Genomic DNA, 12,812 nt, shown 5'->3' with positions numbered 1-12,812 from the left:
GGCCGGGCAAGCCGCTCAGGCGGCTGGCACAGGCTTGGCCATCACTGCCTGGAGCAGCGGCGACGCCAGCCAGCCCGCGAGCCAGCTCTGCAGCGCCGGATAGGATGACTGTGCAAACCATTCGGCGTCCACCGCGGCGAACTGGCGCACGAAAGGCACGATGGCGGCATCGGCCAGCGTGGCGCGGTCGGCGACGAGCTGGCCGTGCCGGGCAATGCGGGCATCGAGGTCGGCAAGGATGATCCCGGTCTCGTCGCGGTAGGCGGCCTGCGGGCGTTCCGGATGGCGTTCCGGGTATTTGTAGCGGTCAAGCCAGTGCTTGAACTCGCTGTCGTTGCGCGCGATCAGCGCCTCGGTGTCGTCCATGATTGCCGGCCCGGGCAGCCAGTCGAGCGGGTCGGCACTGGCCAATGCCCAGCGCATGATGACCAGGCTCTGTTCCAGCACCGTGCCATCGGGCAGTTGCAGCACCGGCACCGTGCCCTTGGGCGAGATCGCCAGCATGGCGGCCGGCTTGTCGCGCAGCACCACCTCATGCTCGCGCACGGCAACGCCGCTTGCCGCGATGGCAAGCCGGGCGCGAATCGCATAGGGGCAGCGGCGGAAGGTGTACAACAGCGGCAGCGTCATGCGGGGAGGTTCTGCCCGATCCGCCACAGCACGCCGGTGGGATCAATCACCACGAAGTCGCGCATGCCCCAGGGCTGGTCCTGTGGTGGCACGGTGCGCAGGCCGAATTCGGCCGCGATCGGTTCCACCTGTTGCCACCAGGCATCGGCGTTGTCGACCAGCAGATGCATCATGAAGTTGTCTGCATGCTCGGCCACATAGAAACGCTGCAGCAAAAAGCTGCATGTGCCGTAGGTGAAGTAGGCCAGATCGTCCGAGGCCCAGCATTCTTGGAAGCCGAGCGCGCTGTAGAAGCGGCGCGACAGCGCGAAATCGCGCGCCGGCACGAAGGCCTTGATCTCGATGGCGGTGGCTTGGGTCATCGGGGTTCCTTGTGGTGATCGGCCGGGCGGACCATCAGCGCATAGTGTTTGCCATTGTTCAGCGCCCGATAGCCGGCCAGGCGCTGGACCAGGAAATCCGGTGCCGCAGCTTCGTCGAGCTCAACGAAGCCCGCGGCGCCGTAGAAGGCCAGCAGATGTGGATATGGAATGCAGTAGCAATCGCGCTCGGCCACGCTGGCCACGAAATAACCGAGCAGCGCGCGGCCGATGCCCCGACCGCGATGGTCGGCATGGATCTGCATGCCGCGCAGCACTGCGGTGTCGTGCTCGGTGGCGAGCCGCACCACGCCGACGATCTCGTCGCCCTGGCAGGCGACGAACGCCGCATCACTCGAAGCGATGGTGCCGGCGTAATCGCCCGCTGCGTAGAGCGCACGGATGGCGGGCCAGTCCTGCTCCCGTGCGGCACGCAAGATCGGGGCCATTGTGTCAGCCCCGGCGGAAGATGGTGGTCAGTCGGGTATCCGGATCGGCCACCCGCATCTGGTCGCCGTCGATGCAATGCGTGTAGATGGCAGGAGCGTGGCTGAACTTGATGTCATAGCAATCGCCGCTTTGCGCCACCACCTGGTAGCGCCAGGTGGTCTGGCTCCTGTTCGCCATGCTGAGCACCATCTCCTCGTTGGTGACCGCAAGCTGCCCGCCGTCGTAGGTCGCGCGGATGGCGTCGAGCTCCTTGGGCGTGGCCTTGAGCGAGCGGGCCTCGGCCAGCATCGGCTCCAGGTCGATGGTCCAGTTGCCGAGCATGGATGGCGGCTTGCCCGAGCAGGCGGCGAGCAGCAGGGCACAGAGGGGCAGGGTGAAGAGCGATTTCATGGCGAGGTCGGGTTGGCGGGTTGGGTGGGATGGCGGTAGATATGCCACGGCGCATCGCGGAATGTCACGACTTGCTCGAGCAGGGCGCCGACCGCGAGTGCGACGCGGATCGACGGCGCATTGTCGTGGTGGATGAAGCTGATCGGTGGCGACCAGCCGGCAGCGGAGAGTACGTGCTGGATGGCGCACACCGCCTCGCTGGCGTAGCCACGGCCCCAGGCCGAGCGCACCAGCGCCCACTTGATCTCGGGCTCGGGCCAGTCGTTGGGATACCAGGGCCCCACCGTGCCGATCACAGATTGGCTGGTGGTTTCGACGACGGCATACGGGCCGTAGCCGCGTAGCGCCCAGTGTCCTTCTATGCTGGCCATCGCACGCCAGCTCTCGCCCTCTGTCAGCACGCGGCGGAAGGTATGTCGCGTGCACTCGGCATCGCCATAGTGCGCGTGCATCGCGAGCCAATCGTCGTGTATGAAGCGGCGCAGCGTCAGTCGATTGGTTTCCAGCATGGCGGGCAGCGGGCTCATGGCAGGCGGTCCGGATTCCAAGCGATTTCCCAGACATGCCCGTCCGGGTCGGCGAAATAGCCGGCGTAGCCGCCCCAGAAGGTGTCGGCTGCTGGTTTTACCAAGCCGGCGCCGGCCGCCAGCGCTTGGCCCAACACCGCATCGACTTCATTCCGGCTCGCCACATTGTGCGCCAGCGTGAATTCGGTGCTGCTGCGCGGACCCTGCGGCAGGCCGGTATCGTGCGCGAGGCTGGCGCGCGGCCACAGCGCAAAACCGAGGCCATTGCCCAGCTCGAAAAAGGCGACCGCACCATGTTCGAATTCGGAGCCGACGATGCCCTCGGTTGGCCAGCCGAGGCCGTCGCGGTAGAACCGGATGGCGGCGTCCAGATCGTCGACGCCCAGCGTGATCAGCGTAATGCGGGCCTGCATAACGACTCTCCCGGAAGCGATACGCCGGCATGCTAGCAACCGGCGACAGCCAGCGTCGAGTGGCTTGTCATGTGGGTGAAAACTGCAGGCGCTATCGTGCCGCCATCCCCAGCGGATGACCCGAGCAAGGCCGAGTCCGAGTCGCCTTGCACCAATCTGCTCGCCGCGCGCGCTGCGCGGCGTTATCCTCGCGCAGGGTTGAAGCCGGCCCGTCCCGGCCCCATACAGCAAGCCAGCGTCCGCCAATCCCGGCGGCGCGCCACGAGGAAATCCCATGTTCACCGGCATCGTCCAGGCCATCGCCACGCTGACCGCCATCGAAGACCGCCCCGGTTTGCGCACGCTCACCCTGGCCTTTCCGCCGGGCTTCGCGGTCGATCTGGCTATCGGCGCCAGCGTGGCGGTCGATGGGGTCTGCCTGACCGTGACCCGGCTGCTCGGCGGCGACGCGGCCGAATTCGACGTGATGCAGCAGACGCTGAGGCTTTCCACGCTGGGCAATTTCGGTGTCGGCAGCACGGTCAACGTGGAGCGTGCGGCCAAGGAAGGCGCCGAAATCGGCGGCCATCCGCTGTCCGGTCATGTCGATTTCACTGCCGAACTCGTTGCGGTGCGCCAGCCCGAGAACAACCACGTGTTGCGCATCGCCATCGCGCCCGAATGGCTGCGCTACGTGTTCGCCAAGGGCTATATCGCGATCAACGGCGCCAGCCTTACCGTGGCCGACGTCGACCGCGTCGCCGGCTGGATCGAGCTGTGGCTGATCCCGGAAACGCTGCGCGCCACCACCTTCGGCGACAAGGCAGTAGGCGCCAGGCTCAATATCGAGATCGAACGCGAGACCCAGGTACTGGTCGACAGCGTGCGCGGCGCGGTAGCCGAGACGCTGGGCCCGCTGCAGCCGTTGCTCGAAGCCATTGTCGAAGCGCAGGGCAGCTCGCTCGATACGCTGACCGCTGCCATTGCCGCGCGGGTGCGCGGCTAAGCAATCGGCTTCCGCGCGGGTACGCTGCTAACCAATCGCGTCCGCGCGAGTGCGCGACTAAACAGTCAGATTCCCGCAGATGCGCGGCTCGGCGGCCGGACTCCGCATACCTTCGCCGTTAGTCGATCCGCTCCGAACCGGCAGCAGTACGTGGCAAGCGGATGGTGACCGCCAGGCCGGGCCGGGCGGCCGTCAGCAGCAGCTCGCCGCCATGTGCTTCGGCGATTGCCTTCACCAGCGTCAGGCCTAGGCCGCTGCCGGGCGTGTGGCGGCTCGATTCCAGCCGCACGAAGGGCTCGGTGACGCGGGCCTGCTCCACCACGCTGAGGCCGGGGCCATGGTCGCGCACCGTCAGCTCGGCGTGCTGGGCGTCGGCGCGCACCCCGACCTCGACTGCGCCCTCGCCATAGCGCAAGGCGTTCTCCACCAGATTGGCCAGCGCCTGCCCCAGCAGTTCGCGATCCACCTCGACCACGCAAGGCGTGGTGACGAGGCGCAGCGTGCGCCCCGCATCCTCGGCCACGGGTTGATAGAGCGAGGCGACGTCGTCGGCCAGCTCGTCGAGCGGCCAGGGCTGGCGCTGCAGCTGGCGTGCGCCCGATTCCAGCCGGCCCAGCCGCAGCAGCGCCGAAAACACCGCCAGGATGCGATCGACGTCGCCGGTCAGGGTATCGACCTGCTCGACCAGCTCACTGCCCTTGAGCGCGGAACCGAGCTCGGACAGGCCGTTGCGCAGGTTGGACAGCGGGTGACGCAGGTCGTGGGCGATGGCGAACGACGATTGGCGGGCGTAGTCGAGCAGCTTGTCCTGCTGGTCCAGCATGGCGTTGAGCTCGGCAATCAGCGCGTCGATCTCGTCGCCGCTCTTGCCCATGGGGATGCGGGTGTGGCGCGCTTCGCCGCGGATCGCGCGCGCGGTGTGGGTGATGGCGCCGAGCCGCCGCCGCAGCAGCGTGGTGAAGATCCAGCCGCATACCAGCGAGGCCAGCAGCACGATGACCGACAGCGCCAGATAGTTGCGCAGCAGGTGGGCGCCGACCTGTTCGTAGATCGCCCGGCGCCCTACCAGCAAGCGATAGTCGCCATAGAGCAGGAACACTTCGGCGGCGACGGTGCTGCCGTCCTGCGGATCGAGGAAGGCGACGCCGTGTGCGTCCACCAGCGGCACGCCCTCGGGCCAGCGCTTCAGGTTGCCGGCCAGCGGCTTGCCGTCGGGCTCGGTCAGCAGGTAGAGCGCATCGCTGCGCCCCGAACGCTGGGCGATCTCCTCGCGCAGCGGTTCAAGGCCCTCCTGGCGGTACACCAGTTCGAGGTTGCCGACTTCCTCCCGCAGCGCGGCGCGGAATTCGCCGAGCAGCGCGCGCTGCGATTCGTGGTAGGTGAGCAGCACGAAGCCGCCGGTGGCGGCCAGCATGAACAGCGGCAGGATCAGGACGAAGCGGTTGAACGGGCTGCTGGCAAAACGGCGCCAGCGGCGCCACAACGGCGTCAGCGGCTTCACGCCTCACCCAGGCGGTAGCCGGCGCCGCGCACCGTGTGCAGCAGCGGCGGCAGGTCCGGTCCGTCGATCTTGGCGCGCAGCTTGCTGATGTGCACGTCGATCACATTGGTGCCCGGATCGAAGTGATAGTCCCACACGCCTTCGAGCAGCATGGTGCGGGTGACCACCTGGCCGGCGTGGCGCATCAGGAATTCCAGCAGCTGGTACTCGCGCGGCTGCAGCTCGATGCCGACGCTGCCGCGCCGTGCGCGCCGGGCCAGCCGGTCGAGCTGCAGGTCACCCACCTGCAGCCATTGCGTCTGCGCCGCAGGGCCGGGTTGGGCACGGCGGGTGATTGCGTCGAGCCGCGCCAGCAGCTCGGCGGTGGAAAACGGCTTGGTCAGGTAATCGTCGCTGCCGGCACGTAGCCCTTCGACGCGGTCGTCTGATTCGGCGAGCGCCGACAGCAACAGCACCGGCGTGGTGATCTGCGATGCGCGCAGCGTGCGCAGCAGCGTGAGCCCGTCGACCGCGGGCAGCATGCGATCGAGCACGATGGCGTCGTATTGCTCGGTAGTGGCGAGGAACAGGCCTTCCTTGCCATCGCGCGCCAGATCCACGGCGTGGCCGCCCTCGCGCAGCGCCTTCTGCGTGTATTCGGCCTGGGCTGCTTGGTCTTCGACGACGAGTATGCGCACGGGGGGCCTCGCGGTGGTGATGATGCAATTGTTGCCCGCGCTTGGCCGGCTGACAACGTGCGATGGCACTAAAAAAAAAACGGCAGGCAGGGCGCGACCCAGGGGAAGCCGCGCACTGCGTGCCGCGATATGGCCGGGCCGGGGTGCAGTGCCTGGGATGGAGGGACCGGCACGCAACGCACACAGGGGGGAAGCGTCGCCACCCCGGGCCCGGTTGAAGCCGGTTTACTTGGCCTCGGTCTTGGCTTCGGTCTTTTCTGCCTGGGCCTTGTTGTGGGTGGACTTGTGCTTGGCGTGGTGCTTCTCGGCGTGCTTGGGCTGAGCAGGCGCGGCAGCGGGGGCCGGGTCGGCGGCGAAGGCGGAGAGGCCCAGGGTGGCGATCACGGCGGCGGCGGCGAACTTGGAAGCGATGTGCATGGCAATGTCCTTGGGAAGTGGAGCGAGGAGGCGGTGGATCGGCGCCTCGCCCGGAACAGGGGAAGGGGCGCTGCGCCGGTTCCGGGCTTACTTCTTGGCTTCGGCCTTGGCGTCTGTCTTCTCGGCCTTGGCCTTGTCGGCCTTGTGCTTGGCCGGCGCTTGCTTGGCAGGTGTCGGAGCCGGGGTTGGATCGGCGGCGAAGGCGGTCAGGCCCAGGGTGGCGATCACGGTGGCGGCAGCGAGCTTGGTTGCGAGGTTCATCTTGGTCATCCTTTGCGGTGTTGGGGTGCCGACTTCGTGTGTGTCGGTGAGAGGCATTCTGTGCCTGCCCGCCTTGCAGCGAGCTCAACGCCGGATGAACAAAAATTTAGCCGCAAGGGCCGGTGTGATTAGCCGGCGCGGCGCAGCGTGATGTTGTAACGCAGGGCGCCGGTGGCCGGGTGCAGGCCGGGCCGCAGTGGCGCGATGCCGTGGAAGAACAGGCGGGAGGGGCCGCCCCACACCACGACATCGCCATGGGCCAACGGAAGCCGGCGTGCGGGATCGGCGCGGCGCGGGCCGCCGAACAGGAAGGTGGCGGGCAGGCCCAGCGAGATCGAGACAATGGGGGCGGTGAAGTCGCGCTCGTTGCGATCCTGGTGCAGGCCCATGCGGGCGCCCGGCTCGTACTGGTTGATCAGGCACGCATCGGGCGCGAAACCGGGATAGCCGGCCTCGCGCGCGGCGGCGATGCCCAAGTCGAGGATGGTCGCAGGCAACGGTGGCCACGGGGTACCGCTGTCCGGATCGATGGCGCTGTAGCGATAGCCGCTGCGATCGGTCACCCAGCCCAGCGCGCCGCAGCTGCTGGTGGCAACCGACATGGTGTAGCCCCCTGGCGTTTCCATACGCCGCGCCGGTGCCTGGCGCTGCACGGCGGCGATGGTGGCGAGCAAGACGGGCGCGGCGGCGAGCGCGTAGCCGCGCAACACCACTGCGCCGGGCGCCAATGGCTCGCGCCAGTCGGGTGGGGAATCAGCGAACAGATCGCCGGTCATGCCGCGCCTTCACGCTCGAGCAGTGCGCGCTTGCGCGCCACCCCCCAGCGATAGCCGGAAAGATCGCCGTTGAGCCGGACCACGCGATGGCAAGGGATGGCCACCGCCAGCGTGTTTGCGGCGCAGGCGCCAGCGACCGCGCGCACTGCGCGCGGGGCACCGATGCGCTCGGCAATCTCGCGGTAGCTGGCGGTCTCGCCCGGCGGGATCTCGCGCAGAGCCTGCCAGACGCGCTGCTGGAACGCGGTGCCGCGGATGTCCAGCGGCAGCGCCAGACCCAGCTGCGGGGCCTCGACGAAGCCGACCACGCGGGCCACCACCTGTTCGAAAGCCGCATCGCCGCCGACCAGTTCCGCTTGCGGGAAGCGATCCTGCAATTCGCGCACCAGGGCGGCCGCGTCGTCGCCCAGCGAGATCGCGCACAGGCCGCGCGCGCTCTGTGCCACCAGTAGCGCACCGAGCGAACATTGCGCCACCGCGAAACGGATGGTGACGCCGGCGCCGCCGCGCCGGTACGCGGCCGGCTGCATGCCGAGCACGGCGCCCGCTTCCTCGTAGAAGCGGCTGCCCGCGTTGTAGCCGGCATCGAATACCGCGTCGGTCACTGCAGCACCGGCGGCCAGCCGTGCCCGTACCCGCTCGGCACGCAGCGCGGCGGCGTAGTCGCGCGGGGTGACGCCGGTCACCGCCTTGAACACGCGGTGCAGGTGATGCGGGCTCAGGCCGACGGTCCGGGCCAGTTCGGCGAGCGACGGTGGCGTCTCGGCGGTTTCGATCAGCCGGCAGGCCGCGGTTACCGCTTCGGCGTGGCGCGGCTGGGCATCACTCGGCCGGCAACGCTTGCAGGCGCGAAATCCGGCCGCTTCGGCCGCAGTGGCATCGGCGAAGAAGCGCACGTTCTCAGGTCGTGGTGTGCGGGCCTTGCACGAGGGTCGGCAGTAAACGCCGGTGCTGCGCACCGCATAGACGAACTGGCCGTCGCTGCTGCCATCACGCGTGATGACGGCCTGCCAGCGTGGATCGGTTTCGGTGGCGGGGGAGAAGGGTTGGGCTGGCGCGTTCATGGCATCGTCCATGGCAAACATCATGAGCGCATGATGCGCCGCGCGGCAACCGGCGGCTTCCCGTTCCTTGCGCGGCAATGCAGGCCGCAATGTCTGCAGCGTGCCGGCCTGCCTTCGGTCGGATCATCCGGACCGGCGATGGCAGGCGCTTGCGGCAAGGCTTGGGTGCGGCGGCCTAGAATGGCTGCGATCCGCCGGAGGAGTGCGCATGCTGAGCCAGTTCGCCGCCATCCTGCCCGCGCGCATGGTCGAGCATCGCATTGAACGCTGGCTGGCGCGCTGGGCTGGGATGGACGACCTTGCCATCGCGCTGGTGCTGTGGAACGGCCGCCGCTTCGCGCTCGGTGCTGCGCCCCGTGTTGTGCTGAGGCTGACCTCGCCGCGTGCGTTGCCGCACTTGCTGCAGCCGTCGCTCAGCACGCTGGGAGCTGCCTATGTGGAAGGGCTGCTGGATATCGAGGGTCCCATCCTCGAGGTGATCCAGCAGGTGGCGCGATTGGCTGCCCACGACGGGCAGTCGCTTCCCTCCCGCACGCAGCGACGTGCGCATAGCCGGCAGCTCGATGCGGCATCGATCCAGCAGCATTACGACGTGTCCAACGAGTTCTACCGGTTGTGGCTGGACGAGGACATGGTCTATTCCTGCGCTTATTTCCGCTCAGCGCAGGACAGTTTGGCGCAGGCGCAGCAGCAGAAGATCGACCACATCCTGCGCAAGATCCGGCTACAGCCCGGCCAGCGCCTGCTCGATGTGGGCTGCGGCTGGGGAGCGCTGGTGCTGCGTGCCGCCAGTGCTTTTGGGGCGCGCTGTGTCGGTGTCACGCTGTCGCATCGGCAGTTCGAGCTTGCCAGCGAGCGGGTGCGCGCAGCCGGTTTGTCCGATCGTATCGAGATCCGCCTGCAGGATTATCGCGATGTGGCCGAACGCTACGATCGCGTGACCAGCGTCGGCATGTTCGAGCACGTGGGTCTAGCCAACCTGCCAGACTATTTCGTGCGGATCGGCGAGCTATTGGCGGATGACGGTGTGGCGATGAACCACGGGATCACCAGTACCGATCCCGACCCTGGCGCCACGCCCTTCGGTGGCGGGGATTTCATCGACCACTACGTATTCCCCAATGGCGAGCTGCCGCACATTGGTTTCGTGCTCGAGGCCATTTCCAATGCGGGGCTCGAAGCCACCGACATCGAAAACCTGCGCCTGCACTACGCGCTGACGCTACGCGAATGGAGCGGGCGCTTCGAGCACCAAGCGCAGCGCCTGCTCACGATCGCCGGCGAGCGGCGCTTCCGTATCTGGCGCGCCTACCTGGCCGGTTGCGCTTATGCCTTCGAGCACAACTGGGTGGCCCTGCACCAGATCCTGGTGTGCAAACCGGGCCGGCTGGACCAGTACCCGCTGCCGCTGACGCGCGACTATATGTACCCGCCATGAAAAACGCCGCCCCGGTGGGCGGCGTTCTTGTCCAAGGTGCGGTCGTCAGGCGGCGGCGCGCTGACCGATCTGGGCGTTGAGCGAGGCATACACCTGGCGCAGTCGCGATTCCAGCTCTTCCAGCTGCTGGCCGAGCTGGCGGTCCATGTCTTCCAGCTCCTCGATGCGGTCTTCCAGCGTGTCGGTCGCCTTGTGGATGCGCTTGATGCTTTCCAGGCGGCGGCGCAGCTGCAGCTGGTGCTCGCGCACCTGCGTTTCCATCGGCGCCATCACCGCTTTCAGCCAGTTGTCGACGTCGCGGTTGGCCACTTCGAACACGTAGACCACGCGGCTTGCCACCGTTTCGAAGAACTTGGCGGTCAACCGGCCCTGGCTGGTGGTCAACAGGTTGCTGATGGTGTTGAAGTGCTCGCGGAACGATTTTTCCAGCCGCGCCAGTTCCTTGTGGTACTTCAGCGTGGAGAACGGCGGCGGCGTGACCTGGCCCAGGCCGTGTTCCTCGCTGAACTTCTTGTACATCGCGGCCATCATCGCCTGGATTTCGGCGACCTGTTCGGCGGATTTGCTGATGTTGCCGTTCACGTCCTTGAAGAAGCGATCCATGATGGCGCGCAGGCCCCCCTCGCCGAACGAGAACAGACTGCGTTCCATGTCGGCGCGAATGCGGGCGATTTCGGCCTTGAGCGCATCCATGCCGAGCAGGGTCAGCAGCTGGTTGGTCTGCTGGCTGAACACGCTGCGCAGCGCCTGGAAGCGCACCAAGCCTTGTTCGAAATGCTTCTTGTCGGTCTGCACCTTGCCCATCATCTGCGCGACCACGTCCTGGTTCTTGCCGCGCAGCTTGGTCAGTTCATCGAGCTGCTCGGTCAGGCCGGAGCGGCGGGTGCCGAGGATGCTGCGGGTGGAACCGACGATGTCCTCGACCTCGGTCACCGTGCTGTCGCGCACGATATCCTGCTTGGCGGGCAGCAGCTCGCTGGAGAGCGCGGTCTCCAGCTTCATCAGCTGCGCGCGTTCGAGTAGCTCGTCGTTGTTCTGTACCTTGGCGATCAGCGCCTTCTGCGCCGACACCGGGTAGACCTGGCGTTCGGGCACGCCCAGCAACTGGGCCGTGGTGGTCACCTGCTTGGTGATCTCGGCATCGATTTCGCCCTGGGTCTTGAGGTCATCCCACAGCCCGTCGATCTTGTTGAGCACGACGAGGCGGCCGCTGGTGCCACCCTGCACCTTGCCAATGTGGTTGCGCCACACGTCGATATCGCTCTTGGTCACGCCGGTGTCGGCGGCCAGAATGAACAGGATGGCGTGGGCGTTGGGCAGCAGGTTGAGTGTCAGTTCCGGCTCGGTACCGATGGCGTTGAGCCCAGGGGTGTCGAGAATGACGAGGCCCTGCTCCAGGAGCGGGTGCGGGAAGTTGATCACCGCATGGCGCCAGGCCGGGATCTCGATCATGCCGTCGGCACCGACGGTCATCTTCTGATCCGGATCTTCCTCATTGTAGAGGCCGTAGCTCTGCGCCTCCTCGATCGGCACGCGCTTGGTCTGGCCCACCTGGCGGAACGCGGCAAGCATCGCTTCGGCGTTGTCGAGGTCGAGGAGGATGGTCTGCCATTCCTCGGGGTAGCGGCGGTATTCGCTGGTGGTGACGTTCTGTGCACGCGTCTCGATCGGCAGCAGCTGGATCGCCGGCGGGCGCTTCTCGTCGTACAGCAGCTCGGTCGGGCACATGGTGGTGCGGCCGGCCGACGAGGGCAGCACGCGCTGCCCGTAGTGCGCGAAGAAGATGGCGTTGATGAGCTCGGACTTGCCGCGCGAGAACTCGGCGACGAAGGCGATGTTGAGCTTGTCGTCCTTCAGCTTGTCGAGCAGCGTCTGCACGCGTAACTGGGTCTGGGCGTCGTCCAGGTCCTGCTCGGTCAGCCAGCGCGCCAGTTGCGACACCGACTGTGACAGCTGGCCGCGCCAGGCGCTGTAGGCCTGGAAGTCGCCAACGAGGCGATCACTGGGGTCGTTCACCGCCAGATCGTTCATGTGCAGGTAGTCCATGCTCAGCTCCCCGAGGGCCTTCTTGTATCTTGCAAACCCGCTGCTCAATGCTGGCAGGACGGGCAGAAATAGGTGGCGCGCTGGCCTTGCCGGATCTGCTGGATCGTAGTGCCACACACGCGGCAGGGCTCCCCTTCCCGACCGTAGGCATAGCACTGCAGCAGAAAGTAGCCTTCGCGACCATCGCTGTCGACGAAATCGCGCAACGTGCTGCCACCCTGGGCGATCGCATCTGCGAGCGTTTCCTTGACGGATTTCGTCAGGTTTTCGATCTCGATGCGACTAAGGCTGGCGGCGGCGCGCCTTGGATCCACGCGCGCGCGAAACAACGATTCCGACGCGTAGATATTACCCACTCCCACGACGATATGGTTATCCATGATGACCTGTTTCACGGCCGATTGCCGACGGGCGAGCTGCGCCGCGAGATGGTCGGCGCTAAAGTCGTCTGACAGTGGCTCCGGCCCGAGCGCCGCGAGCAGTGGGTGTGTAAGCGGATTGCCGTTCTGCCAGAGCACCGCGCCGAAGCGTCGCGGATCGCGAAAGCGTAGCCGGCGACCGTTGTCGAACACGATGTCGACATGGTCGTGCTTTTCCGGTGGAAAGGCCTCGGTGAGCGCGCGCAGCGTGCCGCTCATGCCCAGATGCACGATCAGCGTGCCAGCAGGAAAGCGGAACAGCAGGTATTTGGCGCGCCGTTCGAGCGCCAGCAGCGGCTGGTCGGTGACGTGCTCGGCGAGCTCGGGCGGGATCGGCCAGCGCAGTCTGTGCTCGCGCACGATGAGCTCGGTGACTCGGGCGGCATCGACATGCGGGGCGATGCCGCGTCGGGTGGTTTCCACTTCAGGCAGTTCGGGCATTGGCAGCGCTTTGGACGG

At 67.0% G+C, this 12,812-nt stretch carries 16 protein-coding genes; 2 read left to right on the top strand and 14 right to left on the bottom strand.

Annotated elements, in window-relative coordinates:
- Positions 1 to 15: 15 nt before the first annotated feature.
- Genes FLM21_RS19990 through FLM21_RS19965 form a run of 6 tightly spaced genes read right to left on the bottom strand, consistent with a single transcriptional unit; the run spans position 16 to position 2,769 of the window.
- Positions 16 to 630, bottom strand: coding sequence for a glutathione S-transferase (locus FLM21_RS19990; protein WP_148717262.1), 615 nt, complete (start codon positions 628 to 630; stop codon positions 16 to 18).
- A complete protein-coding gene (locus tag FLM21_RS19985) occupies positions 627 to 992 on the bottom strand; it encodes a VOC family protein (protein WP_148717261.1) in 366 nt (121 codons plus the stop codon). The genes FLM21_RS19990 and FLM21_RS19985 overlap by 4 nt, the downstream gene beginning before the upstream one ends.
- A complete protein-coding gene (locus FLM21_RS19980; protein ID WP_148717260.1) occupies positions 989 to 1,438 on the bottom strand; it encodes a GNAT family N-acetyltransferase in 450 nt (149 codons plus the stop codon). Before FLM21_RS19980 ends, FLM21_RS19985 begins: the two co-directional genes overlap by 4 nt.
- A gap of 4 nt (positions 1,439 to 1,442) precedes the next feature.
- On the bottom strand, positions 1,443 to 1,829 hold the full coding sequence (locus FLM21_RS19975) for a hypothetical protein (protein WP_148717259.1): 387 nt from the start codon (positions 1,827 to 1,829) through the stop codon (positions 1,443 to 1,445).
- A complete protein-coding gene (locus FLM21_RS19970) occupies positions 1,826 to 2,356 on the bottom strand; it encodes a GNAT family N-acetyltransferase (RefSeq protein WP_148717258.1) in 531 nt (176 codons plus the stop codon). The genes FLM21_RS19975 and FLM21_RS19970 overlap by 4 nt, the downstream gene beginning before the upstream one ends.
- A complete protein-coding gene (locus FLM21_RS19965) occupies positions 2,353 to 2,769 on the bottom strand; it encodes a VOC family protein (RefSeq protein ID WP_148717257.1) in 417 nt (138 codons plus the stop codon). The genes FLM21_RS19970 and FLM21_RS19965 overlap by 4 nt, the downstream gene beginning before the upstream one ends.
- 274 nt (positions 2,770 to 3,043) lie before the next feature.
- Here FLM21_RS19965 and FLM21_RS19960 point away from each other — a divergent pair, with 274 nt between their 5' ends.
- Positions 3,044 to 3,754: a riboflavin synthase subunit alpha gene (locus FLM21_RS19960; RefSeq protein WP_148717256.1), complete on the top strand. Its 711-nt coding sequence runs from the start codon at positions 3,044 to 3,046 to the stop codon at positions 3,752 to 3,754.
- A gap of 118 nt (positions 3,755 to 3,872) precedes the next feature.
- On the opposite strand, the gene FLM21_RS19955 is transcribed toward FLM21_RS19960, so the two are convergent.
- From FLM21_RS19955 to ada, 6 genes are all read right to left on the bottom strand, one after another.
- Complete coding sequence (locus FLM21_RS19955; RefSeq protein ID WP_148717255.1) at positions 3,873 to 5,255, bottom strand: sensor histidine kinase; 1,383 nt, start codon at positions 5,253 to 5,255, stop codon at positions 3,873 to 3,875.
- Positions 5,252 to 5,932 (bottom strand): response regulator transcription factor, encoded by a 681-nt coding sequence (locus tag FLM21_RS19950; protein ID WP_148717254.1) that lies wholly within the window; start codon positions 5,930 to 5,932, stop codon positions 5,252 to 5,254. The genes FLM21_RS19955 and FLM21_RS19950 overlap by 4 nt, the downstream gene beginning before the upstream one ends.
- Before the next feature lie 225 nt (positions 5,933 to 6,157).
- Positions 6,158 to 6,349 carry a hypothetical protein gene (locus tag FLM21_RS19945; RefSeq protein ID WP_148717253.1) on the bottom strand — a complete coding sequence of 64 codons (192 nt, stop codon included), beginning with the start codon at positions 6,347 to 6,349 and terminating at the stop codon, positions 6,158 to 6,160.
- Positions 6,350 to 6,436: 87 nt separating this feature from the next.
- The gene (locus tag FLM21_RS20995; protein WP_187360009.1) at positions 6,437 to 6,610 is read right to left on the bottom strand and encodes a hypothetical protein; all 174 of its coding nucleotides are present in this window, start codon (positions 6,608 to 6,610) and stop codon (positions 6,437 to 6,439) included.
- A 128-nt stretch (positions 6,611 to 6,738) separates the two neighbouring features.
- Positions 6,739 to 7,386 (bottom strand): DNA oxidative demethylase AlkB, encoded by a 648-nt coding sequence (gene alkB / locus FLM21_RS19940; RefSeq protein ID WP_148717252.1) that lies wholly within the window; start codon positions 7,384 to 7,386, stop codon positions 6,739 to 6,741.
- On the bottom strand, positions 7,383 to 8,474 hold the full coding sequence (ada, locus tag FLM21_RS19935; protein ID WP_246120770.1) for a bifunctional DNA-binding transcriptional regulator/O6-methylguanine-DNA methyltransferase Ada: 1,092 nt from the start codon (positions 8,472 to 8,474) through the stop codon (positions 7,383 to 7,385). Before ada ends, alkB begins: the two co-directional genes overlap by 4 nt.
- Before the next feature lie 184 nt (positions 8,475 to 8,658).
- On the opposite strand from ada, the gene FLM21_RS19930 reads away from it, so the two are divergent.
- Positions 8,659 to 9,888, top strand: coding sequence for a class I SAM-dependent methyltransferase (locus tag FLM21_RS19930; protein WP_246120769.1), 1,230 nt, complete (start codon positions 8,659 to 8,661; stop codon positions 9,886 to 9,888).
- Positions 9,889 to 9,933: 45 nt separating this feature from the next.
- On the opposite strand, the gene FLM21_RS19925 is transcribed toward FLM21_RS19930, so the two are convergent.
- Both FLM21_RS19925 and mutM read right to left on the bottom strand, forming a co-directional pair.
- Positions 9,934 to 11,934, bottom strand: coding sequence for a dynamin family protein (locus FLM21_RS19925; protein ID WP_187360008.1), 2,001 nt, complete (start codon positions 11,932 to 11,934; stop codon positions 9,934 to 9,936).
- A 44-nt stretch (positions 11,935 to 11,978) separates the two neighbouring features.
- On the bottom strand, positions 11,979 to 12,794 hold the full coding sequence (gene mutM, locus FLM21_RS19920; protein ID WP_148717251.1) for a bifunctional DNA-formamidopyrimidine glycosylase/DNA-(apurinic or apyrimidinic site) lyase: 816 nt from the start codon (positions 12,792 to 12,794) through the stop codon (positions 11,979 to 11,981).
- Between the last annotated feature and the right edge of the window lie 18 nt (positions 12,795 to 12,812).

The sequence above is a fragment of the Chitinolyticbacter meiyuanensis genome (assembly GCF_008033135.1).
Taxonomy (GTDB): Bacteria; Pseudomonadota; Gammaproteobacteria; order Burkholderiales; family Chitinibacteraceae; genus Chitinolyticbacter; species Chitinolyticbacter meiyuanensis.
Note: the sequence above shows the minus strand (reverse complement) of the source record. Positions and strands in the feature narration are given on the sequence as shown.

Bases quoted from the DNA above. Each gene is read 5' to 3' on its own strand.
- FLM21_RS19985 (WP_148717261.1), bottom strand. From the start codon at position 992: ATGACCCAAGCCACCGCCATCGAGATCAAGGCCTTCGTGCCGGCGCGC.
- FLM21_RS19975 (WP_148717259.1), bottom strand. From the start codon at position 1,829: ATGAAATCGCTCTTCACCCTGCCCCTCTGTGCCCTGCTGCTCGCCGCC.
- FLM21_RS19960 (WP_148717256.1), top strand. From the start codon at position 3,044: ATGTTCACCGGCATCGTCCAGGCCATCGCCACGCTGACCGCCATCGAA.
- FLM21_RS20995 (WP_187360009.1), bottom strand. From the start codon at position 6,610: ATGAACCTCGCAACCAAGCTCGCTGCCGCCACCGTGATCGCCACCCTG.
- mutM (WP_148717251.1), bottom strand. From the start codon at position 12,794: ATGCCCGAACTGCCTGAAGTGGAAACCACCCGACGCGGCATCGCCCCG.
- FLM21_RS19990 (WP_148717262.1), bottom strand. From the start codon at position 630: ATGACGCTGCCGCTGTTGTACACCTTCCGCCGCTGCCCCTATGCGATT.
- FLM21_RS19930 (WP_246120769.1), top strand. From the start codon at position 8,659: ATGCTGAGCCAGTTCGCCGCCATCCTGCCCGCGCGCATGGTCGAGCAT.
- ada (WP_246120770.1), bottom strand. From the start codon at position 8,474: ATGATGTTTGCCATGGACGATGCCATGAACGCGCCAGCCCAACCCTTC.
- FLM21_RS19925 (WP_187360008.1), bottom strand. From the start codon at position 11,934: ATGGACTACCTGCACATGAACGATCTGGCGGTGAACGACCCCAGTGAT.
- FLM21_RS19965 (WP_148717257.1), bottom strand. From the start codon at position 2,769: ATGCAGGCCCGCATTACGCTGATCACGCTGGGCGTCGACGATCTGGAC.
- FLM21_RS19970 (WP_148717258.1), bottom strand. From the start codon at position 2,356: ATGAGCCCGCTGCCCGCCATGCTGGAAACCAATCGACTGACGCTGCGC.
- alkB (WP_148717252.1), bottom strand. From the start codon at position 7,386: ATGACCGGCGATCTGTTCGCTGATTCCCCACCCGACTGGCGCGAGCCA.
- FLM21_RS19980 (WP_148717260.1), bottom strand. From the start codon at position 1,438: ATGGCCCCGATCTTGCGTGCCGCACGGGAGCAGGACTGGCCCGCCATC.
- FLM21_RS19945 (WP_148717253.1), bottom strand. From the start codon at position 6,349: ATGCACATCGCTTCCAAGTTCGCCGCCGCCGCCGTGATCGCCACCCTG.